This is a genomic window from Vibrio sp. 1557, assembly GCF_033340175.1.
GTDB lineage: Bacteria > Pseudomonadota > Gammaproteobacteria > Enterobacterales > Vibrionaceae > Vibrio > Vibrio alginolyticus.
In genome coordinates this window covers 73,500-96,862 of the sequence record NZ_JAWOVZ010000007.1, presented here as the reverse complement: position 1 = coordinate 96,862, position 23,363 = coordinate 73,500, and the positions used below count along the sequence as shown (strand labels likewise).

The following is a 23,363-nucleotide window of genomic DNA, read 5'->3' as shown; positions in this document are numbered from 1 at the left end:
TGGTTACTATGAAAACTAATCGAATTAAAAAACTAACTAAAAAGACGCGATATATTCGCGTCTTTTCATTTGAAGCGTTTACTTGTTACGCCCAAAGGCCCCATCCGACAAACGGAAAAACATAACGGACCGCCCGCTTTTTTCCAGCTGTAGCATATCTAACTCGCCTTCGTCACTAAGCTTAAAGCGAATCAACTGTCCCTGCTTTATTTGGCTTAGCGGCTTATCACTGCCTTCTATTTTGACCAGAGCGCTAAGATCCGCCATAGAGAGCTGATTACTTCTGAAAACCTGCGCTAATGTATCACCATTTTTAACCGTGTACTCTTTCCAATCTTCAGATTTCGGTCCAGAGTTCTGAGAGGTTCTCTGCTGGCTTAAACTCTGCGCGTTCAGCTCAATCGCTACGCGTTGATGATCGACCTCAGTCTGCTCAACTGGTTGATCTGTTTTATTTGGCAAAGGAATAACAAGGAGTACCAGAATCAATGGCACTAAGACCATCAAAGCACGCTGATGAAATTTAGGCAGACGCAACCAAAACTGCTTAACAGGCTGTATACGCTCCAACCATTGCTCTTTGTTGAACGGCTGCTTCCAGTCGATAGCAGCGAATTTTTGTTTAACCAATTCGACATAGTCGACTTGCTGCTTTTTCTTTCTGCGACGATTCATTGTAATGAGTCCCTTAATACTTCTACGGTCAGTATAAAAATACCGACGCGGAGAGTATATGTTTTTCACCAAACTAAAATGGAATTGGGATTAAATTAGCAGAAATTTCACTTGGAGTAAGAGATAAGTCACAACCTGGCCGCCTCAATTAAGCATTCAGTCGCAATCATTTAAACCTAAGCTCGAAACTGATATCCTGTTACCTTTATCACTCCTAATAAGAGCGACATTCATGTCTGAAATTAAATTTGAAACTGCAGAACAAAAAGCAAGCTACGGCATTGGTCTGCAAATGGGTCAGCAACTTGCAGGCTCTGGTCTTGAAGGTCTTAGCGTTGATGCTATCGCAGCAGGTATTGCAACAGCACTAACTGGTGACATGCCATCAATCGAAATTGATGAAATCAACAAAGCACTACAAGAACTTCACACTCGTGCAGAAACAGCTCGCCAAGAAGCAGCAAAAATTGCGGCAGCAGAAGGCGAAGCGTTCCTAAAAGACAACGCTCTACGACCTGAAGTTAACGTTCTAGACTCTGGTCTTCAGTACGAAATCATTTCTGAAGGTACTGGTGCAGTTCCTACAGCAGAAAGCTCAGTTCGCGTTCACTACCACGGTGAGCTAACTGACGGTACTGTATTCGATAGCTCTGTATCTCGCGGTCAACCTGCTGAATTCCCTGTTACAGGTGTAATCAAAGGTTGGGTAGAGGCACTACAACTAATGCCTGTTGGCTCTAAGTGGAAGCTATACGTACCACAAGATCTTGCGTACGGTGAGCGTGGCGCTGGTGCGGCTATCCCTCCATTTGCAGCTTTAGTTTTCGAAGTAGAACTATTAGATATTATCTAATTGAAACCATTTTCAATTATGATTAAATAAAACGGCGCACTAGCGCCGTTTTTTTGTCTAAACTGAATAGACTTTCTCACCTCTGAACCTTTCACTCTGATAGCCTTTAAAAATAAAATCACTTTTAAAAAACGCTCAACCTTTGGAGGTACTATGCGTAAAACACTCCTAACTCTAGCACTCCTATCAATCAACATTGGTAGTGCGCACGCATTCTTAGATTCAGTCACTCAAAAAAGTAAAGAAAGTGGCCTGATGGACATGGTCGGCAGCAGCTTGAACACCGAGTCGTCTCCATTAACAGACATGCTAACTAGCCAATTACCAGTATCCACTGAGCAAGCAGCCGGAGGCAGTGGTGCACTACTCGCTTTGGCTCAAAGCCAGCTTTCGCAAGAAAATAGTAGTGAGTTACAGTCTTTGATTCCTGGACTTTCAAACTTGCAAGGAGCACAAAGCTTACTAGGAAATATTGAGAATATCAGTGCAGTAAAAAGTGCATTCGATACGTTAGGTTTAGACCCATCTATGATCAGTCAGTTTGCTCCAGTAATCTTGGATTACTTGAACAAGCAAGGCGCTAGCGAAGGGCTTCTAAGTTCGTTGGGCGGGTTGTGGAATACTAGTAAATAAGCGCAAGTGATAGTCACTTTTTAAATTGCCAGTCTGCATGGGTTGAAATAAATGCAGGCTGGATATAAAGGTTTACTGAATTACAGATACAAAAAAGCCGAGCTAATGCTCGGCTTTCTCGTTCTTACGAACTGATTACTCAGCAGCTTCTTCAGCAGCTGGGCGATCTACAAGCTCAATGTAAGCCATTGGAGCTTTATCACCAGCACGGAAGCCAGCTTTTAGGATACGAGTGTAACCGCCCTGACGAGCAGCAAAACGTGGACCTAGTTCGTTAAATAGTTTTGCAACTACTTCGTTGTCACGAGTACGTGCAAATGCTAGACGACGGTTAGCAACACTGTCAGTCTTAGCTAGTGTAATCAAAGGCTCAACTACGCGACGTAGCTCTTTTGCTTTTGGCAAAGTAGTCTTGATAACTTCATGACGTACTAGAGAGCTAGCCATGTTGCTGAACATCGCTTTGCGATGTGAGCTGTTGCGGTTGAGTTGACGACCACTCTTACGATGGCGCATGACCTAATCCTTCTAACTAGTATCGATTAATCTTCAGCGATTGATGCAGGTGGCCAGTTTTCTAGGCGCATGCCCAGAGACAGACCACGTGACGCAAGTACGTCTTTAATCTCAGTAAGAGATTTTTTACCAAGGTTAGGCGTTTTAAGTAGCTCAACCTCAGTACGTTGTACTAGATCACCGATGTAGTGAATCGCTTCTGCTTTCAAACAGTTAGCAGAGCGAACTGTTAGTTCAAGATCGTCTACAGGACGCAGTAGGATCGGATCGAATTCTGGCTTCTCTTCCTTCTCCTCAGGAACTCGTACATCACGAAGATCTACGAATGCATCCAATTGTTCAGCTAGGATTGTAGCTGCACGACGGATTGCTTCCTCAGGTTCTAGAGTACCGTTTGTTTCCATATCGATAACAAGCTTGTCTAGATCAGTACGCTGTTCTACACGAGCTGCTTCTACAGCGTAGGCAATTTTGTCTACTGGGCTGTAAGTAGCATCTACTAGTAGGCGACCGATAGGACGCTCGTCTTCTTCGTTATGGATACGCGCAGAAGCTGGAACATAACCACGACCACGTTCAACTTTGATACGCATTGCGATCTCAGCGTTGTCATCCGTCAGGTGACAAATTACGTGTTCAGGGTTAGCGATCTCTACATCACCATCATGGGTGATGTCACCTGCAACCACAGGGCCCGAGCCTGATTTGTTCAAAGTAATGAACACTTCATCTTTGCCTTCGGCAACGCGCACAGCCAAACCTTTAAGGTTTAGAAGAATTTCAAGAATATCTTCTTGAACGCCTTCTTTCGTGCTGTACTCATGAAGTACGCCTTCAATTTCTACTTCTGTTACAGCACAACCTGGCATAGAAGATAGAAGGATGCGGCGAAGTGCATTACCCAGAGTATGACCAAAGCCACGCTCTAATGGCTCAAGAGTTACTTTTGCGTGAGTCGAGCTGATTTGTTCGATGTCAACTAGACGTGGCTTAAGAAATTCTGTTACAGAACCCTGCATTGTGTCCTCTCTTTAGTTTAAACCTTACTTAGAGTAAAGCTCGACGATCAATTGTTCGTTGATGTCAGCTGATAGATCAGAACGTTCAGGCATACGCTTGAATGTACCTTCCATCTTGCCACCATCTACTTCAATCCAAGTTGGTTTTTCACGTTGTTCAGCAACTTCTAGAGCTGCTTTGATACGAGCTTGCTGTTTAGCTTTCTCGCGAATAGAAACAACGTCATTAGCCGCTACTTTGAAAGAAGGAACGTTTACAACTTTACCGTTTACTAGGATAGCTTTGTGGCTAACTAGCTGACGTGCTTCTGCGCGAGTTGCGCCAAAGCCCATGCGGTAAACTACGTTATCAAGACGACCTTCAAGAAGCTGAAGTAGGTTTTCACCAGTGTTGCCTTTTAGGCGAGCAGCTTCTTTGTAGTAGTTACGGAATTGTTTTTCTAGAACGCCGTACATACGACGTACTTTTTGCTTCTCACGAAGCTGAACGCCATACTCAGATAGACGACCGCGACGAGCGCCGTGTACACCTGGTGCGTTATCAATTTTACACTTGGTATCGATCGCGCGAACACCAGACTTAAGGAATAAGTCAGTGCCTTCACGACGGCTAAGCTTCAGCTTAGGACCCAAATATCTTGCCATGATTCTTCTCCAATTGTCCTAGAAACGTTATACGCGACGTTTCTTAGGTGGACGACAACCGTTATGAGGGATTGGTGTAGCATCAACGATGTTTGTGATGCGGAAACCAGCGGCGTTTAGTGCACGAACAGTAGATTCGCGACCTGGACCAGGACCCTTAACCATAACTTCCAAGTTCTTTAGGCCGTATTCTTTAGCCATTTCAGCACAACGCTCAGCAGCAACCTGTGCAGCGAACGGAGTAGACTTACGAGAACCACGGAAACCAGAACCACCTGCAGTAGCCCATGCAAGAGCGTTACCTTGACGGTCAGTAATGGTTACGATTGTGTTATTGAAAGAAGCATGGATGTGCGCAACGCCATCTGCAACTTGCTTGCGTACGCGCTTACGAGCGCGAGTTGGTTGTTTAGCCATTGTACTCTACCTTCCCGATTATTTCTTGATCGGCTTACGCGGACCCTTACGGGTGCGAGCGTTGGTTTTAGTACGCTGTCCACGTAGTGGTAGACTGCGACGATGACGAAGACCACGGTAACAGCCAAGGTCCATAAGACGCTTGATGTTCATAGATACTTCACGACGTAGATCACCTTCTACAGTGTACTTAGCTACACCATCACGCAGTTGATCGATCTGCTCTTCAGTTAGTTCACTGATCTTAACATTTTCAGCAATACCCACTTCAGCTAGGATAGCTTGAGAGCGAGTTTTACCGATGCCGTAGATCGCTGTTAGAGCGATTACTGCATGTTTCTGATCAGGAATGTTAATGCCTGCTATACGGGCCATTATTCACTCCTAAGTGTTTCTATAAAAGAATTAGCCGCAGCAAAGCCCGTTATGGATACGCTGCGGAATACTACTTCTTTTGCACGCAAAAGGTAGGCCGAGGAATATACTCGACCCAACCTTCATTTTCAAGTAAAAATTTCTGCTAATTAGCCTTGGCGCTGTTTGTGCTTTGGCTCACTGCAAATCACGCGAACGACACCGTTACGCTTGATCACTTTACAGTTACGGCAGATTTTTTTAACGGAAGCACGAACTTTCATTGCTAAACTCCGTAAATGAAACTGAGTCTACCGCCGGATTAACGGCCGTAGCCTTTCAGATTCGCTTTCTTCAACACAGAATCATACTGTTGAGACATCAGATGAGTCTGTACCTGTGCCATAAAGTCCATAATTACAACAACTACGATTAGTAGCGATGTACCGCCGAAGTAGAAACGTACGTTCCACGCGACCATCATGAACTCGGGAATCAGACAGATAAAGGTAATGTACAGTGCACCAGCAAGGGTTAAACGTGTCATTACTTTATCAATGTATTTCGCTGTCTGCTCACCTGGGCGGATACCGGGTACGAATGCACCAGACTTCTTCAAGTTATCTGCTGTTTCACGCGGGTTGAAAACCAACGCCGTGTAGAAGAAACAGAAGAAGATAATTGCTGCTGCATAAAGCATTACATACAACGGTTGACCTGGGCTAAGAGCCAAAGACACGTCAGTTAACCAACCGAACGCGCTGCTCTCACCGTTTTGACCAAACCACTGAGCCAATGTTCCTGGGAACAAGATAATACTTGATGCAAAAATCGCTGGAATTACACCTGCCATGTTAATTTTAAGAGGCAAGTGCGAGCTTTGCGCAGCAAATACTTTACGACCTTGTTGACGTTTCGCATAGTTAACGACGATTCGGCGTTGACCACGTTCCATGAAAACAACGAAGTAAATTACTGCAAAAGCTAATACCGCGATTAGCAACAGAAGAAGTACATGCAATTCACCTTGACGCGCTTGCTCGATTGTTTGACCGATTGCAGAAGGCAATCCAGCAACAATACCTGCAAAAATCAGTATCGAAATACCGTTACCAATTCCGCGCTCTGTAATTTGTTCACCTAACCACATCAAGAACATGGTACCGGTTACTAAACTTACGGTAGCAATTAGCGTAAACATGGTTTGGTTGATAACAACCAGATTGTCGACCATGTTTGGTAGGCCAGTTGCAATACCTATAGCTTGGAAGGTTGCAAGTACAAGCGTGCCGTAGCGTGTGTATTGGCTTATCTTACGACGGCCTGCTTCACCCTCTTTTTTGAGTTCAGCTAACGCTGGATGAACTACAGTTAGCAATTGGACAACAATAGATGCCGAAATATACGGCATGATGCCCAATGCTAATATAGATGCACGCTCAAGAGCACCACCGGAGAACATGTTAAACATTTCAACGATGGTACCTTTTTGCTGTTCGAACAAATCGGCAAGTACAGCAGCGTCAATACCAGGAATCGGCACAAAAGAGCCGGCTCGGAATACTAAAAGTGCACCAATTACGAATAACAAGCGCGACTTTAGTTCACTTAAGCCGCTCTGAGCACTACGAAAATCTTGTCCTGGTTTCTTAGCCATCTGTACCTCGTTCCTCGAGATTATTCCTCGATTTTACCGCCTGCAGCTTCGATTGCAGCTTTAGCGCCTTTAGTCACACGTAGACCTTTAACAGTCACTGCTTTGTTGATTTCACCAGAAAGAACAACTTTTACAAATTCGATGTTCTTAGTGATGATGTTAGCAGCTTTAAGACTGTTTAGATCAACTACGTCACCAGAAACTTTCGCTAGCTCAGCTAGACGAACTTCAGCAGACACTAGGCTCTTACGAGAAGTGAAACCGAATTTTGGTAGACGTTGTTTCAGAGGCATCTGACCGCCTTCGAAACCTGGACGAACACTGCCGCCAGAACGTGATTTTTGACCTTTGTGACCACGGCCACCAGTTTTACCTAGGCCTGAACCGATACCACGACCTACTCGCTTCGCAGAAGTTTTCGCGCCAGCAGCCGGTGCTAGAGTATTCAAACGCATTCTGATTACTCCTCAACTTTAACCATGTAGTAAACCTTGTTGATCATACCGCGAATACACGGAGTATCTTCAAGTTCTACTGTGTGGTTGATTTTACGAAGACCTAGACCGCGCAAAGTAGCTTTGTGCTTTGGCAGACGACCAATTGAGCTTTTAGTTTGAGTTACTTTAATAGTTGCCATGGTGTTCTTACTCCGAAATAGATTCAACAGTTAGACCACGTTTAGCAGCAACCATTTCTGGTGACTTCATGCTACCTAGTGCATCGATCGTTGCACGAACGATGTTGATAGGGTTCGTAGAACCGTACGCTTTAGATAGTACGTTGTGTACACCAGCAACTTCTAGTACTGCACGCATCGCACCACCTGCGATAACACCAGTACCTTCTGCAGCAGGCTGCATGTAAACTTTAGAGCCCGAATGGCGACCTTTCACTGGGTGGTGAAGAGTGCCTTCGTTTAGAGCGATCGTAGTCATGTTACGACGCGCTTTTTCCATTGCTTTTTGAATCGCTGCAGGTACTTCACGAGCTTTGCCGTAACCGAAACCTACACGACCGTTACCGTCACCAACTACTGTTAGTGCAGTGAAGCTCATGATTCGACCACCTTTAACCGTTTTAGAAACACGGTTAACTGCGATTAGCTTTTCTTGCAAATCATTCGCTTGAACTTGTTGTTCTTTAGCCATCTTCCAACCCTACCTTAGAATTTCAGACCAGCTTCGCGAGCAGATTCTGCTAGCGCCGCTACTCGACCGTGGTATTGGAAACCAGAACGATCAAATGCAACTGCAGTTACGCCCTTCTCTAGAGCGCGCTCAGCAATAGCTTTACCCACTGCTTTAGCTGCATCAACGTTACCAGTGTATTTCACTTGCTCACGGATCGCTTTTTCTACAGTAGAAGCTGCTGCGATAACCTCAGAGCCGTTAGCCGCGATAACCTGTGCGTACACGTGACGAGGAGTACGGTGTACAACTAGGCGAGTCGCACCCAGTTCTGCAATCTTACGACGTGCACGTGTAGCACGACGGATGCGAGATGCTTTCTTATCCATAGTGTTACCTTACTTCTTCTTAGCTTCTTTAGTACGCACATTTTCATCTGCGTAACGAACACCTTTGCCTTTGTATGGCTCAGGCTCACGGTAAGAACGAATGTCAGCCGCAACTTGACCAACTAGTTGCTTGTCAGCACCAGTGATCACGATTTCAGTTTGGCTTGGACATTCAGCTTTAATACCCGCTGGCAACTCGTGCTCAACTGGGTGTGAGAAGCCTAGTGTTAGACCTACAGCGTTGCCTTTGATAGCAGCACGGTAACCTACACCTTTAAGAGTTAGCTTCTTAGTAAAGCCTTCAGTAACACCAACAACCATGTTGTTAACTAGAGCGCGAGCAGTACCTGCTTGAGCCCATGCGTTAGCAACACCTTCTTTAGGACCGAAAGTCAGGTTATTTTCTTCCTGAGCGATTACAACTGCGTTGTTAAGAACGCGAGTTAGTTCGCCTTTCGCACCTTTTACAGTGATTTCTTGGCCGTTTAGTTTCACCTCTACGCCAGCTGGAATAGCGACAGGTGCTTTTGCAACACGAGACATAGTCTACTCCTTATTAAGCTACGTAAGCGATGATTTCACCACCAAGACCTGCTTTACGTGCAGCGCGGTCTGACATAAGACCCTTGGAAGTAGAAACGATAGCAATACCAAGACCACCCATTACAGAAGGAAGTTCATCTTTCTTCTTGTAAACACGTAGACCTGGACGAGAAACACGTTTAAGTTGCTCGATTACTGGTTTAGCTTGGAAGTACTTAAGTGTAACTTCTAGCTCAGGTTTTGCTTCGCCTTCAACAGCGAAGTCAACGATGTAACCTTCAGCTTTTAGTAGTGCAGCAATTGCAACTTTAAGCTTTGAAGAAGGCATTTTTACAGCAACTTTGTTTGCTGCCTGACCGTTACGAACGCGGGTCAGCATATCCGAAATCGGATCTTGCATGCTCATATGATTTACTCCAAATGATTAAGTGGCAATTACCAGCTAGCCTTACGAAGACCCGGAATCTCGCCTTTCATGCAAGCTTCACGAACCTTAATACGGCTTAGACCGAACTTACGTAGGTAACCGTGTGGACGACCAGTTTGGTTGCAACGGTTGCGCTGACGTGATGCACTTGAATCACGTGGAAGAGATTGCAGTGTAAGAACCGCGTTCCAACGATCTTCTTCAGATGCGTTTACATCGCTGATGATAGCTTTTAGCGCTGCACGCTTTTCAGCGAACTTAGCTACTAGCTTCGCACGTTTTGCTTCACGTGCTTTCATTGAATTTTTAGCCATAACAGTAACCCTTCACCTTACTTACGGAATGGGAAGTTAAAGGCAGCCAGCAGAGCACGGCCTTCCTCATCAGTACCAGCAGACGTCGTAATAGTGATGTCTAGACCGCGTACTCGATCAACTTTATCAAAGTCGATTTCCGGGAAGATGATTTGCTCGCGAACGCCCATGCTGTAGTTACCGCGACCGTCAAAAGACTTAGCGCTAACACCACGGAAGTCACGTACACGTGGAAGAGCGATGTTAATTAAACGCTCAAGAAAATCCCACATACGTTCGCCACGCAAGGTTACTTTACAACCGATAGGGTAGCCTTCACGGATTTTGAAACCTGCAACAGATTTGCGCGCTTTTGTGATAAGTGGCTTTTGACCAGAGATCGTTGCCATATCAGACGCTGCATTTTCTAGCAGTTTCTTATCGTTGATTGCTTCACCAACACCCATGTTTAGGGTGATTTTCTCGATTCTAGGGACTTGCATGACGCTTGTGTAACCGAACTGTTTGGTCAGTTCAGCGACTACAGACGACTTGTAGTAATCATGCAGTTTCGCCATAGTAGAACTCCAAATTACTTCTATTAGTTAGAAACGGTTTCGCCGTTAGACTTGAAGAAACGAACTTTTTTGCCGTCTTCAAAACGGAAACCGATACGGTCAGCTTTACCAGTAGCTGCGTTAAAGATAGCCACGTTAGAAACGTCGATAGCTGCTTCTTGCTCTACGATACCGCCTTGGATACCCATAGCTGGAACAGGTTTCTGATGTTTCTTAACTAGGTTGATACCTTCAACGATAACTTTACCAGTTGCTAGAACCTTAGTTACTTTACCTTTCTTGCCTTTGTCTTTACCAGCAAGAACGATTACTTCGTCATTACGACGGATTTTAGCTGCCATTTCTACGTGCTCCTTACAGAACTTCTGGAGCCAGTGAAACGATCTTCATGAACTTATCGCCACGAAGTTCGCGTGTCACAGGACCAAAGATACGTGTACCGATTGGTTGCTCAGTATTGTCGTTTAGCAATACGCAAGCATTTCGGTCGAAGCGAATGACAGAACCGTCAGGACGACGTACGCCTTTACGGGTGCGCACTACCACCGCCTTCAGAACATCACCTTTTTTAACTTTACCGCGAGGGATTGCTTCCTTCACAGTAACTTTGATGACGTCACCGATATGTGCATAACGGCGGTGAGAGCCACCCAGAACCTTAATACACATTACGCTGCGTGCGCCTGAGTTATCAGCTGCGTCCAGCATACTTTGCATTTGGATCATGTTAGTGCTCCGCTAAATATTAATAACTAGACCCATCACGGGTCGGGCTGCCTCTTTAAAAGGGACGCGAATTGTACCACCCTTTTTTGTGATTGGGTAGTCAAAAAATAAACGGCTCCAAAAATATTTTGGAGCCGCTTTAGTTTCATAGAATTAACGAGATTAAATCTTCGCCTTTTCTAGAACTTTTACCAAAGTCCAAGACTTAGTCTTAGACAGTGGACGACACTCTGCGATTTCAACTGTGTCGCCTAGGCCACACTCGTTGTTCTCGTCATGTGCGTGTACTTTAGTCGTACGTTTTACGTATTTACCGTAGATTGGGTGTTTTACGAAACGTTCGATAGCAACAGTGATAGACTTGTCCATCTTGTCGCTAACAACACGACCTTGTTGAGTACGTTTTACTTCGCTCATTATGCGCCTGCCTTCTCAGTCAAAACAGTTTTCACACGTGCGATATCACGGCGTACAGCTTTCAGAGTATGAGTTTGCTGTAGTTGACCAGTCGCAGCTTGCATGCGCAAGTTGAACTGTTCGCGTAGCAAATTCATTAGCTCAGCGTTAAGCTCTTCAACGCTTTTCTCGCGTAGATCTTGTGCTTTCATCACATCACCTGCTTAGTTACAAATGTAGTTTTGAAAGGCAGTTTACGTGCCGCAAGACGGAACGCTTCACGTGCCAATTCTTCAGGTACACCACCCATTTCGTACATAACCTTACCAGGTTGGATTTGGGCTACCCAGTACTCAACGTTACCTTTACCCTTACCTTGACGAACTTCAAGTGGTTTTTCTGTGATTGGTTTGTCTGGGAACACACGGATCCAGATTTTACCTTGACGCTTAACGTGACGTGTCATTGCACGACGTGCCGCTTCGATTTGACGAGCAGTTAGACGACCACGGCCAACAGCTTTAAGACCGAATTCGCCGAAGCTTACATCAGTACCTTTAGCTAGACCACGGTTACGACCAGTCTGAACCTTACGGAACTTAGTACGTTTAGGTTGTAGCATCTGTCGACTCCTTACTTACGGCCTTTACGCTGCTTCTTAGGCTTGTCGCCTTTAGGCTCTACAGCGTTAGCTGCTGGCATACCACCTAGGATTTCACCTTTGAAGATCCAAGTTTTAATGCCGATCACACCGTATTGAGTGTGAGCCGAAGAAGTTGCGTAATCAATGTCAGCACGTAGAGTGTGTAGAGGCACACGGCCTTCACGGTACCACTCTGAACGTGCGATTTCAGCGCCGCCTAGACGACCGCTTACTTCCACTTTGATACCTTTAGCGCCTAGGCGCATTGCGTTTTGTACTGCGCGCTTCATAGCACGACGGAACATAACACGACGCTCTAGCTGAGACGCGATGCTGTCACCAACAAGTTGCGCATCTAGTTCAGGCTTACGTACTTCAGCGATGTTAATTTGCGCTGGTACACCTGCAATTTTAGCTACAGCTGCGCGTAGCTTCTCAACGTCTTCACCTTTCTTACCGATAACAACGCCTGGACGAGCAGTGTGAATAGTCACACGGATGCTCTTAGCAGGACGCTCGATAACGATACGTGATAGAGACGCTTTTTTCAGTTCACTTGTAAGGAACTGACGTACCTTGAAGTCGCCGTCTAGGTTGTCAGCGAAATCTTTGGTGTTAGCAAACCATGTAGCATTCCAAGGCTTAACGATGCCTAGACGAATACCATTTGGATGTACTTTTTGACCCATTGCTTACTCTCCTAGTCTCTAGCGATCTGCTACAACAACAGTGATGTGGCTTGAACGCTTCAAGATACGATCCGCACGACCTTTAGCACGAGGCATAATACGCTTCATGGTTGGGCCTTCATCTACAAAGATTTTTGCGACATTCAGATCGTCAATATCTGCACCTTCGTTGTGCTCCGCGTTAGCGATAGCAGACTCTAGAACTTTCTTAACTAGTGCAGCAGCTTTTTTGTTGCTGAACGTTAGGATTTCTAGAGCTTGGTCAACAGATTTACCACGGATTAGATCCGCAACTAAGCGAGCTTTCTGAGGCGAAATGCGAGCAAAGTTATGTTTAGCAATTGCTTCCATTATCTACTCCTTAGCGCTTCTTAGCTTTCTTATCCGCAGCGTGACCGCGGTAAGTACGTGTTGGTGCGAATTCACCCAGTTTGTGACCGATCATTTCATCAGTTACAAATACTGGTACGTGCTGACGACCATTATGGACAGCGATGGTCAAACCGATCATCGTAGGGATGATCATTGAACGACGGGACCAAGTCTTAATAGGCTTTTTGTCTCCGCTTTCCACCGCTTTCTCTACCTTCTTCAGCAAGTGTAGGTCAATAAAAGGACCTTTCTTGAGAGAACGTGGCATGGCGATTCCTCTTTATATAGATTACTTGTTACGACGACGTACGATGTACTTGTCAGTGCGTTTGTTCTTACGAGTCTTGAAGCCTTTAGTAGGCATACCCCAAGGAGATACTGGGTGACGACCACCAGAAGTACGACCTTCACCACCACCATGTGGGTGGTCAATCGGGTTCATTACAACACCACGAACCGTTGGACGGATACCGCGATGACGTGATGCACCTGCTTTACCAAGTTCACGTAGCATGTGCTCAGAGTTACCAACTTCACCGATTGTTGCACGGCCTTCAGAAAGAACTTTGCGCATCTCGCCAGAACGTAGACGGATAGTTACGTACGCACCGTCGCGAGCAACGATTTGAGCGTAAGCACCAGCCGAACGAGCTAGCTGACCACCTTTACCAGGCTTAAGTTCAACGTTATGTACTGTTGAACCTACTGGGATATTACGCATTGGTAGAGTGTTACCAGCTTTGATTGGTGCATCAACACCAGACTGAATAACATCACCAGCTACAACACCTTTAGGTGCTAGGATGTAGCGACGCTCACCGTCTTTGTAAAGAACTAGAGCAATGTTTGCGCTACGGTTTGGATCGTATTCAAGACGCTCAACTGTCGCTGGAATACCATCTTTAGTACGTTTGAAGTCAACTACACGGTAGTGGTGCTTGTGACCACCGCCGATGTGACGTACTGTGATACGACCCTTGTTGTTACGACCACCGTTCTTAGAGTTTTTCTCTAGAAGAGGTGCGTATGGCTTGCCCTTGTGTAGGTCAGCGTTAACAACTTTAACAACGTGACGACGACCAGGGGAAGTCGGCTTACATTTAACAATAGCCATTTTTAACTACTCCTGTTATTCCGCGCCGCCAACGAAGTCAAGATCTTGACCTTCTTTCAAAGTAACGTACGCTTTCTTAACGTCGCTGCGGCGACCTTGGCGTAGACCTTGACGTTTGGTTTTACCCTTAGTGATAAGAGTATTTACAGACTTAACTTCAACTTCAAATAGCTTTTCTACAGCTGCTTTGATCTCTTTTTTAGTCGCATCTTTAGCTACTTTGAAAACGATAGTGTTCGCTTTCTCAGCTGCCATAGTTGCTTTTTCAGAGATGTGCGGTGCACGTAGAACTTTTAGGATACGCTCTTCAGTGATCATGCTAGCATTTCCTCTACTTGCTTAACTGCTTCTGCAGTCATTACAACTTTGTCAAACGCGATTAGAGATACTGGATCGATACCAGCAACATCACGTGCGTCAACTTTGTATAGGTTACGAGCAGCTAGGAATAGATTCTCATCTACTTCGCTAGTCACGATTAGAGCGTCAGTTAGCTCAAGCTCTTTAAGCTTAGCAACTAGCTCTTTAGTCTTTGGTGCTTCAACTGAGAAGTTATCAACAACGATTAGACGCTCTTGACGAACAAGCTCAGAAAGAATGCTCTTCATAGCACCACGGTACATTTTTTTGTTTACTTTTTGGCTGTGATCTTGTGGTTTCGCAGCAAAAGTAACACCACCTGTACGCCAGATTGGGCTACGGATTGTACCAGCACGCGCACGGCCAGTACCTTTTTGACGCCATGGCTTAGCGCCACCGCCAGAAACTTCTGAACGTGTTTTTTGAGCACGAGTACCTTGACGAGCACCTGCTGCGTACGCAACAACTACTTGGTGTACAAGAGCTTCGTTAAACTCACGTCCGAAAGTAGTTTCGGAAACAGTTAGTGCATCGGCACCTTTAACCATTAGTTCCATTACTTACTCCTGAGACGTTATGCTTTAACAGCTGGTTTAACGATCACGTTGCCGCCAGTTGCGCCTGGGACTGCACCTTTAATAAGAAGCAGGTTGCGCTCAGCGTCAACACGTACGATCTCTAGGTTTTGAGTCGTTACACGCTCAGCACCCATGTGACCTGCCATTTTCTTGCCTTTAAATACGCGACCTGGAGTCTGACATTGACCGATAGAACCAGGAGCACGGTGAGACAATGAGTTACCGTGAGTCATATCTTGAGTACGGAAGTTCCAACGCTTAACAGCGCCTTGGAAACCTTTACCCTTAGATGTACCAGTAACGTCTACTTTCTTAGTTTCGTTGAATAGTTCAACAGTTAGTTCTGAACCAACTTCGAACTCTTCGCCGTTTTCTAAACGGAATTCCCAAAGACCGCGACCAGCTTCAACGCCAGCTTTAGCAAAGTGACCTGCTTCAGCTTTGTTTACACGGTTAGCTTTCTTAGAACCAGCTGTAACCTGGATTGCTGCGTAGCCGTCAGTTTCAAGAGTTTTCACTTGAGAAACACGGTTAGCTTCAACCTCAACAACTGTTACTGGGATAGAAACGCCTTCTTCAGTAAATACGCGGGTCATGCCCACTTTACGACCGATTAGACCAATCATACTTCTAATCTCCCTTAACCTAGGCTAATTTGAACGTCAACGCCCGCAGCAAGGTCTAGACGCATTAGAGCATCAACAGTCTTGTCTGTTGGCTCAACGATGTCGATTAGACGCTTGTGAGTACGGATTTCGTACTGGTCACGTGCTTTCTTGTTAACGTGTGGAGAGATAAGAACTGTGAAACGCTCTTTACGAGTTGGCAGTGGGATTGGACCACGAACCTGTGCGCCAGTGCGCTTAGCTGTTTCAACGATTTCCGCTGTAGAAGCATCGATTAGTTTGTAATCGAAAGCTTTTAGGCGGATACGGATACGTTGGTTCTGCATGAGACAGAGCTCCAAATTTAATAAATTACACAAACAATATCGCCACTCAAACTCGTCAAGACGAGAGAATGCCGATTGATTTATGTGAAACCGTAGCATCCAAGATTAGGACGCATTGTCAGTTAATTTTCGATTAACTATCCCTATATGCCAAAGTCACCTTTGAGGATAGTTTTTCCGAAGAAAAGATAGCTAATTGTATTAACCGCGAACATAAGCTGAGTATACATTACCTCGCAAATCCTTAGATTTGCTCGCTCCTCACTGCTCATTGGTTCACAACTGGCTTAACCAGTGCGCTGCATTATACAGATCACACTTTAGGTTGCAAGCGCTGAGTGAAAAATAATCGGGAATATTCCAAACCCCATACATTCCTCTTCGCTTGGTAGCCATTAAAACAAAAAGGACGCCGAAGCGTCCTTTTCTAAACTGTAATCGTAATAGCGGCTGCTATTATTTCTTACCGCTTGATAGTGCACCGAAACGCTTGTTGAAGCGATCAACACGGCCGCCTGTATCAACGATACGTTGCTTACCAGTGTAGAATGGGTGACACTTGTCACATACGTCTAGGTGGATAGACTCTTTACCTAGAGTAGAGTTGAACTCAAAAGAGTTGCCGCAAGAACAAGTCGCTTTTACTGCTTTGTATTCTGGGTGGATACCAGCTTTCATGGGATAACCTCAATAGTAGGCCGTGTCGCTATACGAATCTAAGCCGCACACCACACGCAATTAATAATAAAATGGGATACCGCATCAACTAATTGCCGAAGCCATATCTCAAGGCGCGATATAGTAAAGAATCACATTGCTCGGATCAACACATTTGGCAACTTTTTCGCCACTTTTTTAGCCAGACTAATCATAGAGGCACGATTCACGCTGAATCGCATTGCTTTACTCGAATTTCCATACCGATTTTAATAGACTCTCATTTCCTTTCCCTCTTTTTTAATAGCTAAGAATTTATGCGTCCAACCATTGCTAGAGTGGCATTACCCGTTCCGCTCGACAAACAATTTGATTACGCCATTCCGGGGCACCTGTTTCCGATCATTGGTGGACGCGTTTCCGTACCTTTTGGACGCCAAACGTTAGTCGGCATCGTCACCGCAATGGTTAATCACTCGGACTTTCCCAAAGATCAACTCAAGCCAATCAAAGCAGTTCTTGATTCTCAGCCGATATGGTCTGAAAAGCTTTATTCGTTGCTGACTTGGTGCAGCCAGTTCTACCAATACCCACTTGGAGATACGCTACACAATGCGATGCCAGCAGCTCTACGTAAAGGAAAGCCTGCAGATTTTGCGACGCTACAAGAGTGGCAAATTACCGAATCCGGTAAAGACAAGCTGATGCAAGGGCTTGATCGTCGAGCGGTCAAACAACAGAAGGTCTTACAAATGTTGGTTAACGGCGCTTTGCCTCACCAGGAATTTGTCGACCAAGAGATAGCCTCAACAGTACTAAAGTCTTTAGAAGAGAAAGGCTGGATTGAACGTATCGAGAAGAAGCCTGCAATCACCCAGTGGGGACAGCACGTTGAATGCGACGTCGAGAAGCCAAAGCTCAACCACGAACAAGCGCTGGCTATTGCGAGTGTAAATAGCCAAACAGGTTTTGCTTGCTATTTATTAGAGGGAGTAACTGGCTCTGGTAAAACAGAAGTTTACTTAAACCTTATCAAACCAGTTTTAGAGCAAGGGAAACAAGCATTAGTTTTAGTACCTGAGATCGGTCTAACGCCCCAAACCATCAACCGCTTTAAACGCCGTTTTAATGTGCCAGTTGACGTCATCCACTCCGGGTTAAACGAGACGGAGCGTATGAATGCGTGGCTTTCTGCACGCGACAAAGCGGCCGGAATCATTATCGGCACACGCTCTGCCCTACTCGCGCCTTTTGCTGATCTCGGGATTATCATTGTGGACGAGGAACATGACACCTCTTACAAACAGCAAGATAGCTTGCGTTATCATGCACGCGATGTTGCTGTAATGCGCGCTCATAAAGAACAAGTTCCGATTGTTCTGGGCTCAGCCACACCTGCACTGGAGACATTGCACAATGCCTTGTCAGGCAAATATCACCATTTAACACTAACCCAACGAGCTGGCTCTGCCGTGCCAACCACTAATAAAGTGTTAGATGTAAAAGGTCAGTATTTAGAAAGTGGCTTATCTGCCCAACTGATTGCCGAGATGCGCAAGCATTTAAAAGCGGGCAATCAAGTAATGTTGTTTCTTAACCGTCGAGGCTTTTCGCCCGCTTTGATGTGCCATGAATGCGGTTGGATTGCAGAATGTAAACGCTGTGATGCGTACTATACGTTCCACCATTACAGCAACGAAATACGCTGCCATCACTGCGGCTCACAACAACCGGTGATTCATCAATGTCAGGGGTGTGGTTCAACCCAATTGGTTACCGTCGGCGTAGGAACGGAACAACTCGAACAACAATTGGCTCAGTTATTTCCAGAATACAACGCCATTCGCATCGACAGAGACAGCACACGTCGCAAAGGTAGTTTGGAAGATGCCCTTGAATCGATTCGTAAAGGTGAACATCAAATTCTGATTGGCACCCAAATGCTGGCTAAGGGGCACCATTTTCCAAATGTAACGCTCGTTGCTCTTTTGGATGTTGATGGCTCTCTCTATAGTAGTGACTTCCGCGCTTCCGAGCGACTAGCGCAGTTGTTTATTCAAGTCGCAGGTCGTGCCGGCCGCGCAAGTAAACCTGGCGAGGTTATCCTACAAACCCACCATCCTGAGCACAGCTTGCTGCAGGCCCTGCTTCAAAAAGACTATCGCCACTTTGCTATGACTGCTCTGGAAGAACGCAAATTGGCTCAGCTTCCGCCTTATAGTTTCTTGACTCTGTTTAAAGCAGAGGCGAACCAAAGTGAGGTAGTTGAAGACTTCCTGCGTCAGGTTCGCTTTACGTTAGAGTCACACCCTCTGTTCGATGATTCCTGCATGGTGTTAGGCCCTACTCCTTCACCTTTGGCCAAGCGGGCTGGTAAATACCGTTGGCAACTATTACTGCAAACTCAGCATCGTTCATTGATGCAAAAGTTATTAACCAGTGCCAAACCTGCTATTGAGTTGTTGCCAAATGCTAAGAAAGTACGCTGGAATTTAGACATAGAACCACAAGATCTCAGCTAGCAAACGTTTAACTATGTAATGAATTACCACTTAATGTGACCAGAATCACACCAAGATTACAATTTTTGTTAAACAGACCGTAACTTTCACTTTAGAAATGAATAGACTATCCAAATTAGAAAAGTCTAAAGTGACTTGTTTGCACAGGCTTAGATTAAAACAATGACTATTCCCACAAATTGATATCGCGGTGAAGAATCCATTTTCCCACTCGTTAACACGAACTGAGCGAAGAGCAAACACAGCTCTAACTCGGTTTGATTACTCTGATTTCAAACCGGAATAACGTCATCTTGGCAAAAAATAAATGAGAGGTTAAAAACTATGGCGACAATGAAGGATGTTGCCCAGCTTGCGGGAGTGTCTACGGCTACGGTATCTCGAGCCTTAATGAATCCAGAGAAAGTCTCTTCTTCTACAAGAAAGAGAGTAGAAGATGCCGTACTTGAAGCGGGTTATTCTCCAAACTCATTAGCGCGTAACTTACGTAGAAACGAATCAAAAACCATTGTTACTATCGTTCCCGACATCTGTGATCCTTATTTTTCTGAAATTATTCGCGGTATTGAAGATGCAGCCATGGAACATGGCTATCTAGTCCTGCTGGGCGATAGCGGACAACAGAAGAAACGCGAAAGCTCTTTCGTTAACCTCGTATTTACTAAGCAGGCAGATGGAATGCTACTGCTTGGTACAGATCTACCATTCGATGTCAGTAAGCCAGAGCAAAAGAACTTACCTCCGATGGTAATGGCGTGTGAATTTGCGCCTGAACTCGAGCTTCCGACAGTACATATTGATAACCTGACCTCTGCATTTGAAGCAGTGAATTACCTGACCCAATTAGGTCATAAACGCATTGCTCAAATCTCTGGACCAGATACAGCAATATTGTGTCAGTTCCGCCAGCAAGGCTACCAACAAGCCCTGCGCCGTGCCGGCATCAATAAAGATCCACAATATAGTGTCATTACTGAGTTTTCTTTTGATGGCGGAGCAAAAGCCGTTCGTAAACTGCTCGAATTGCCAGAACCACCAACGGCTATTTTCTGTCACTGTGACACAATGGCCATCGGCGCAATTCAAGAAGCGAAAAAGCTTGGCTTACGAGTACCGCAAGATCTCTCTGTTGTGGGCTTTGATGACATTAACTTCGCTCAGTACTGCGATCCACCGTTGACCACCATCTCTCAACCTCGCTATGAGATTGGTCGACAAGCGATGCTAATGATGCTCGAGATGTTAAAAGGCCACGACGTGCATTCAGGCTCGCGTCTGCTTGAAACTAATCTCGTCATTCGTGGAAGTGCAGCGCCACCACAGCGCCCTTAACCTGAAGATTAGGTATTCATCCCCAAAGCGGTGCTAAGGCGCCGCTTTTTTATTTACCCCTCCTGCTTTTTGTATATCCCCGAATAAATATAAGCGAGAACAGAAACACACTCCTACACTCGGGCGTTGTCGCGCTTTAGCTATCAAGATTCTATCAATAGGGTGTTTTCTCAACTCGTTCTGGATTAACATATTTGCAAGAATCCTTGATGACCAGAAATAACCGTGGCAAATAGAGATTATGTAAGACGGGGGCGAGGCGCCCCAAAAAAGTCGACAAAAAAACAGCCGCCGAGAAGAAAAAAACCTTGGCGCAGTGGCCTGCTCGCTATCTTGCTCGTGGGCGGTTTTGGCTATGGTCTTTACCTTTTGAGTAGCGACCCAGAACCTAAACAACCAGTCGTGAAGCAGCCAACAACCACTGTAAGCAAACCAAAGCCGAAAAAAGACTTGCCGCCACCACCAGAAGAAAAATGGGAATATGTTGAGTCACTACCGAAACGTGAAGTTGAAGTTGTGGCCAAAGAAATTGAAGTTTCTAAAATTCCTTACATCATGCAGTGTGGCGCGTACAAAACTCAGGCACAAGCCGAAGAGCGCAAGCTTGCAATCGCGTTCCAAGGGATGTCGAGCAAGATTCGTAAGAAAGAAGGCAGTTCATGGTATCGCGTGGTGCTAGGTCCGTATAAGTTCAAACGTGATGCAGAACGTGACCGTCATAAACTGCAACGCGCGAAAATCGAGCCGTGTGCGATTTGGAAAGAAAATCTTTAAACTCAGGCCCTAGGAGCTAAGATCCTAGGGCCTTTCTTTTTGCCCCCTTGAATCCCCATTTCTCCTCCCCCATATACTGAATTAAATCCAAAGAGAAATAATCAAGAGGTCGACTGTGACTACCATTGTATCTGTACGTCGAAATAATAAAGTCGTCATCGCGGGTGATGGCCAAGTATCTCTAGGCAATACCGTAATGAAAGGTAATGCGCGCAAAGTTCGCCGCCTATACAACAACCAAGTACTAGCGGGCTTTGCCGGCGGTACTGCGGATGCCTTCACCCTTTTTGAGCGCTTCGAAAGCAAACTGCAAATGCACCAAGGTCACCTAACCAAAGCGGCAGTTGAGCTAGCCAAAGACTGGCGTAGCGATCGTGCTCTGCGCAAGCTCGAAGCCTTACTTGCCGTTGCCGACGAAACCGCATCGTTAATCATTACCGGTAATGGTGATGTCGTACAGCCAGAACACGACCTGATTGCGATTGGCTCTGGTGGTGCTTACGCACAAGCTGCCGCAACCGCCCTACTAGAAAACACAGATCTAGATGCTCGTGAGATCGCGGAAAAAGCTCTCAATATCGCGGGTGATATTTGTGTCTTCACGAACCATCACCACACGGTAGAAGAGCTAGACTCAACAGTAGAGCCTGAAAAACCAACCGCGTAATCGTAACGAAGTAAGGAAAGAATATGTCTGAAATGACGCCTCGCGAAATCGTTCATGAATTGAACCGCCACATTATCGGTCAAGAAAAAGCCAAGCGTTCGGTTGCGATTGCACTTCGTAACCGCTGGCGCCGCATGCAGCTTGAAGAAAGCTTGCGTGCCGAAGTGACGCCAAAAAACATCTTGATGATTGGTCCTACTGGTGTTGGTAAGACTGAAATCGCACGACGCCTCGCAAAACTGGCAAATGCCCCTTTCATCAAAGTTGAAGCGACAAAATTCACCGAAGTGGGTTACGTTGGTAAAGAAGTTGAAACCATCATCCGTGACCTAACAGATGTCGCTGTGAAAATGACGCATCAACAAGCGATGGAGAAAGTGAAATTCCGCGCAGAAGAGCAAGCGGAAGAACGTATTCTTGATGCGCTACTGCCACCAGCACGTGATAGTTGGGGTCAAGCAGAGCAAACGGAAGAGTCTTCTCACACTCGCCAGATCTTCCGTAAGAAACTGCGTGAAGGCCAACTAGACGATAAAGAAATTGAAATCGACGTAGCCGCACCACAAATGGGCGTAGAGATCATGGCGCCTCCTGGTATGGAAGAGATGACTAACCAGCTGCAAGGCATGTTCCAAAACCTGGCAGGCGACACTAAGAAAAAACGTAAGCTGAAAATCAAAGACGCAATGAAAGCGTTAGCGGAAGAAGAAGCGGCGAAACTGGTAAACCAAGAAGAGCTAAAAGAAGCAGCGATTTTCAACGTTGAAAACAACGGCATCGTATTTATCGATGAGATCGACAAGATCTGTAAACGCGGCGAGAGCTCAGGCCCAGACGTTTCACGCGAAGGTGTTCAGCGCGACCTACTTCCATTGATTGAAGGCAGCACGGTATCAACCAAGCACGGCATGGTAAAAACAGACCATATTCTGTTTGTTGCATCTGGTGCATTCCAAGTGGCAAAACCATCTGACTTGATCCCAGAATTGCAAGGTCGTCTACCAATTCGTGTTGAGCTAGAAGCACTAAGCAGCAACGACTTCAAACGCATTCTGACAGAACCAAAAGCCTCTCTAACAGAGCAGTACGTTGCGTTGATGAAAACGGAAGATGTGGACATCGAATTCACAGAAGACGGCATCACGCAAATCGCGGAAGCGGCATGGACGGTCAACGAAAGCACAGAAAACATCGGTGCTCGTCGCTTACACACCGTAATGGAACGCTTGATGGATGAAATCTCTTACGACGCAGCGGAGCAATCTGGCGCTAAATTCGTTATTGATTCCGCTTACGTGAAAGCGCGCCTAGGCGACACAATTGAAGATGAAGATCTAAGCCGCTTTATTCTTTAAACGCAATCTATTTTACCAAAGCCCAGAACCTTGTTTATGGGCTTTTTGTTTAGAATGGCGGTGACTTTGACAACATCTAAATCAAAAGCTCTCGTCATTC

At 45.6% G+C, this 23,363-nt stretch carries 37 protein-coding genes; 7 read left to right on the top strand and 30 right to left on the bottom strand.

Annotated elements, in window-relative coordinates; genetic code table 11:
• Positions 1-78 precede the first annotated feature (78 nt).
• A complete protein-coding gene (locus R7070_RS11330; protein ID WP_206225462.1) occupies positions 79-675 on the bottom strand; it encodes a LysM-like peptidoglycan-binding domain-containing protein in 597 nt (198 codons plus the stop codon).
• Positions 676-907: 232 nt separating this feature from the next.
• On the opposite strand from R7070_RS11330, the gene R7070_RS11325 reads away from it, so the two are divergent.
• Together R7070_RS11325 and R7070_RS11320 are read left to right on the top strand one after the other, a co-directional pair.
• On the top strand, positions 908-1,528 hold the full coding sequence (locus R7070_RS11325; RefSeq protein WP_005383137.1) for an FKBP-type peptidyl-prolyl cis-trans isomerase: 621 nt from the start codon (positions 908-910) through the stop codon (positions 1,526-1,528).
• A 153-nt stretch (positions 1,529-1,681) separates the two neighbouring features.
• Complete coding sequence (locus R7070_RS11320; RefSeq protein ID WP_017820297.1) at positions 1,682-2,161, top strand: DUF2780 domain-containing protein; 480 nt, start codon at positions 1,682-1,684, stop codon at positions 2,159-2,161.
• Between the two features lie 135 nt (positions 2,162-2,296).
• Here the strand turns inward: R7070_RS11320 and rplQ are convergent, their stop codons facing one another.
• The 29 genes from rplQ to rpmE all read right to left on the bottom strand — a co-directional run bounded on the left by rplQ (position 2,297) and on the right by rpmE (position 16,634).
• The gene (rplQ, locus tag R7070_RS11315) at positions 2,297-2,677 is read right to left on the bottom strand and encodes a 50S ribosomal protein L17 (RefSeq protein WP_005383141.1); all 381 of its coding nucleotides are present in this window, start codon (positions 2,675-2,677) and stop codon (positions 2,297-2,299) included.
• Positions 2,678-2,703: 26 nt separating this feature from the next.
• Positions 2,704-3,696 carry a DNA-directed RNA polymerase subunit alpha gene (locus R7070_RS11310; RefSeq protein ID WP_005383143.1) on the bottom strand — a complete coding sequence of 331 codons (993 nt, stop codon included), beginning with the start codon at positions 3,694-3,696 and terminating at the stop codon, positions 2,704-2,706.
• Positions 3,697-3,720: 24 nt separating this feature from the next.
• On the bottom strand, positions 3,721-4,341 hold the full coding sequence (gene rpsD, locus R7070_RS11305) for a 30S ribosomal protein S4 (protein WP_005383146.1): 621 nt from the start codon (positions 4,339-4,341) through the stop codon (positions 3,721-3,723).
• Positions 4,342-4,368: 27 nt separating this feature from the next.
• Complete coding sequence (rpsK, locus tag R7070_RS11300; protein WP_001118870.1) at positions 4,369-4,758, bottom strand: 30S ribosomal protein S11; 390 nt, start codon at positions 4,756-4,758, stop codon at positions 4,369-4,371.
• Positions 4,759-4,776: 18 nt separating this feature from the next.
• A complete protein-coding gene (rpsM, locus tag R7070_RS11295; protein ID WP_005383154.1) occupies positions 4,777-5,133 on the bottom strand; it encodes a 30S ribosomal protein S13 in 357 nt (118 codons plus the stop codon).
• Between the two features lie 149 nt (positions 5,134-5,282).
• The gene (gene rpmJ, locus R7070_RS11290) at positions 5,283-5,396 is read right to left on the bottom strand and encodes a 50S ribosomal protein L36 (protein WP_000868186.1); all 114 of its coding nucleotides are present in this window, start codon (positions 5,394-5,396) and stop codon (positions 5,283-5,285) included.
• Between the two features lie 38 nt (positions 5,397-5,434).
• A complete protein-coding gene (secY, locus tag R7070_RS11285) occupies positions 5,435-6,769 on the bottom strand; it encodes a preprotein translocase subunit SecY (protein ID WP_005379562.1) in 1,335 nt (444 codons plus the stop codon).
• Positions 6,770-6,789: 20 nt separating this feature from the next.
• Positions 6,790-7,224: a 50S ribosomal protein L15 gene (gene rplO / locus R7070_RS11280; RefSeq protein ID WP_005383155.1), complete on the bottom strand. Its 435-nt coding sequence runs from the start codon at positions 7,222-7,224 to the stop codon at positions 6,790-6,792.
• Positions 7,225-7,229: 5 nt separating this feature from the next.
• Entirely contained in the window at positions 7,230-7,406 is a 177-nt protein-coding gene (rpmD, locus tag R7070_RS11275) for a 50S ribosomal protein L30 (RefSeq protein WP_005379565.1), read from the bottom strand.
• A 7-nt stretch (positions 7,407-7,413) separates the two neighbouring features.
• A complete protein-coding gene (rpsE, locus tag R7070_RS11270; protein ID WP_004745894.1) occupies positions 7,414-7,917 on the bottom strand; it encodes a 30S ribosomal protein S5 in 504 nt (167 codons plus the stop codon).
• A 14-nt stretch (positions 7,918-7,931) separates the two neighbouring features.
• Positions 7,932-8,285: a 50S ribosomal protein L18 gene (gene rplR / locus R7070_RS11265; protein WP_005379568.1), complete on the bottom strand. Its 354-nt coding sequence runs from the start codon at positions 8,283-8,285 to the stop codon at positions 7,932-7,934.
• A gap of 9 nt (positions 8,286-8,294) precedes the next feature.
• Entirely contained in the window at positions 8,295-8,828 is a 534-nt protein-coding gene (gene rplF, locus R7070_RS11260) for a 50S ribosomal protein L6 (protein WP_005379570.1), read from the bottom strand.
• Between the two features lie 13 nt (positions 8,829-8,841).
• Complete coding sequence (gene rpsH / locus R7070_RS11255) at positions 8,842-9,234, bottom strand: 30S ribosomal protein S8 (RefSeq protein ID WP_005379572.1); 393 nt, start codon at positions 9,232-9,234, stop codon at positions 8,842-8,844.
• 29 nt (positions 9,235-9,263) lie between these two features.
• Positions 9,264-9,569, bottom strand: a complete 306-nt coding sequence (rpsN, locus tag R7070_RS11250) for a 30S ribosomal protein S14 (protein ID WP_004410442.1) — start codon at positions 9,567-9,569, stop codon at positions 9,264-9,266.
• A 17-nt stretch (positions 9,570-9,586) separates the two neighbouring features.
• Positions 9,587-10,126: a 50S ribosomal protein L5 gene (rplE, locus tag R7070_RS11245; protein WP_005379573.1), complete on the bottom strand. Its 540-nt coding sequence runs from the start codon at positions 10,124-10,126 to the stop codon at positions 9,587-9,589.
• Between the two features lie 23 nt (positions 10,127-10,149).
• Positions 10,150-10,467 (bottom strand): 50S ribosomal protein L24, encoded by a 318-nt coding sequence (gene rplX / locus R7070_RS11240; protein WP_005379574.1) that lies wholly within the window; start codon positions 10,465-10,467, stop codon positions 10,150-10,152.
• Positions 10,468-10,480: 13 nt separating this feature from the next.
• Positions 10,481-10,852, bottom strand: coding sequence for a 50S ribosomal protein L14 (rplN, locus tag R7070_RS11235; protein WP_004410450.1), 372 nt, complete (start codon positions 10,850-10,852; stop codon positions 10,481-10,483).
• 162 nt (positions 10,853-11,014) lie between these two features.
• Positions 11,015-11,269, bottom strand: a complete 255-nt coding sequence (rpsQ, locus tag R7070_RS11230) for a 30S ribosomal protein S17 (protein WP_005379575.1) — start codon at positions 11,267-11,269, stop codon at positions 11,015-11,017.
• Entirely contained in the window at positions 11,269-11,460 is a 192-nt protein-coding gene (rpmC, locus tag R7070_RS11225; protein ID WP_005379576.1) for a 50S ribosomal protein L29, read from the bottom strand. The genes rpsQ and rpmC overlap by 1 nt, the downstream gene beginning before the upstream one ends.
• Positions 11,460-11,870: a 50S ribosomal protein L16 gene (gene rplP, locus R7070_RS11220; protein ID WP_005379577.1), complete on the bottom strand. Its 411-nt coding sequence runs from the start codon at positions 11,868-11,870 to the stop codon at positions 11,460-11,462. The genes rpmC and rplP overlap by 1 nt, the downstream gene beginning before the upstream one ends.
• 11 nt (positions 11,871-11,881) lie before the next feature.
• Positions 11,882-12,580: a 30S ribosomal protein S3 gene (rpsC, locus tag R7070_RS11215; RefSeq protein ID WP_005383161.1), complete on the bottom strand. Its 699-nt coding sequence runs from the start codon at positions 12,578-12,580 to the stop codon at positions 11,882-11,884.
• An 18-nt stretch (positions 12,581-12,598) separates the two neighbouring features.
• Complete coding sequence (gene rplV, locus R7070_RS11210; protein ID WP_005383164.1) at positions 12,599-12,931, bottom strand: 50S ribosomal protein L22; 333 nt, start codon at positions 12,929-12,931, stop codon at positions 12,599-12,601.
• A 10-nt stretch (positions 12,932-12,941) separates the two neighbouring features.
• Positions 12,942-13,220, bottom strand: coding sequence for a 30S ribosomal protein S19 (rpsS, locus tag R7070_RS11205; RefSeq protein ID WP_004394525.1), 279 nt, complete (start codon positions 13,218-13,220; stop codon positions 12,942-12,944).
• Between the two features lie 21 nt (positions 13,221-13,241).
• Positions 13,242-14,066: a 50S ribosomal protein L2 gene (gene rplB, locus R7070_RS11200; protein ID WP_005383168.1), complete on the bottom strand. Its 825-nt coding sequence runs from the start codon at positions 14,064-14,066 to the stop codon at positions 13,242-13,244.
• 15 nt (positions 14,067-14,081) lie between these two features.
• Entirely contained in the window at positions 14,082-14,384 is a 303-nt protein-coding gene (gene rplW, locus R7070_RS11195; protein WP_004398471.1) for a 50S ribosomal protein L23, read from the bottom strand.
• Complete coding sequence (gene rplD, locus R7070_RS11190) at positions 14,381-14,983, bottom strand: 50S ribosomal protein L4 (protein ID WP_005379556.1); 603 nt, start codon at positions 14,981-14,983, stop codon at positions 14,381-14,383. Before rplD ends, rplW begins: the two co-directional genes overlap by 4 nt.
• Positions 14,984-15,000: 17 nt before the next feature.
• The gene (gene rplC, locus R7070_RS11185) at positions 15,001-15,630 is read right to left on the bottom strand and encodes a 50S ribosomal protein L3 (protein ID WP_005379555.1); all 630 of its coding nucleotides are present in this window, start codon (positions 15,628-15,630) and stop codon (positions 15,001-15,003) included.
• 14 nt (positions 15,631-15,644) lie between these two features.
• Positions 15,645-15,956, bottom strand: coding sequence for a 30S ribosomal protein S10 (gene rpsJ, locus R7070_RS11180; protein WP_004410492.1), 312 nt, complete (start codon positions 15,954-15,956; stop codon positions 15,645-15,647).
• 456 nt (positions 15,957-16,412) lie between these two features.
• On the bottom strand, positions 16,413-16,634 hold the full coding sequence (gene rpmE, locus R7070_RS11175; RefSeq protein WP_005379546.1) for a 50S ribosomal protein L31: 222 nt from the start codon (positions 16,632-16,634) through the stop codon (positions 16,413-16,415).
• A 296-nt stretch (positions 16,635-16,930) separates the two neighbouring features.
• Between rpmE and priA the strand changes: the two genes are divergently transcribed.
• The 5 genes from priA (at position 16,931) to hslU (ending at position 23,263) form a co-directional block, all read left to right on the top strand.
• The gene (priA, locus tag R7070_RS11170; RefSeq protein WP_171344406.1) at positions 16,931-19,135 is read left to right on the top strand and encodes a primosomal protein N'; all 2,205 of its coding nucleotides are present in this window, start codon (positions 16,931-16,933) and stop codon (positions 19,133-19,135) included.
• A 303-nt stretch (positions 19,136-19,438) separates the two neighbouring features.
• The gene (gene cytR / locus R7070_RS11165) at positions 19,439-20,467 is read left to right on the top strand and encodes a DNA-binding transcriptional regulator CytR (protein WP_254901949.1); all 1,029 of its coding nucleotides are present in this window, start codon (positions 19,439-19,441) and stop codon (positions 20,465-20,467) included.
• Positions 20,468-20,692: 225 nt separating this feature from the next.
• Entirely contained in the window at positions 20,693-21,241 is a 549-nt protein-coding gene (gene ftsN, locus R7070_RS11160) for a cell division protein FtsN (protein WP_017820300.1), read from the top strand.
• 115 nt (positions 21,242-21,356) lie between these two features.
• On the top strand, positions 21,357-21,908 hold the full coding sequence (hslV, locus tag R7070_RS11155) for an ATP-dependent protease subunit HslV (protein WP_005383176.1): 552 nt from the start codon (positions 21,357-21,359) through the stop codon (positions 21,906-21,908).
• A gap of 23 nt (positions 21,909-21,931) precedes the next feature.
• The gene (gene hslU / locus R7070_RS11150; protein WP_025768349.1) at positions 21,932-23,263 is read left to right on the top strand and encodes an HslU--HslV peptidase ATPase subunit; all 1,332 of its coding nucleotides are present in this window, start codon (positions 21,932-21,934) and stop codon (positions 23,261-23,263) included.
• Positions 23,264-23,363: the final 100 nt, after the last annotated feature.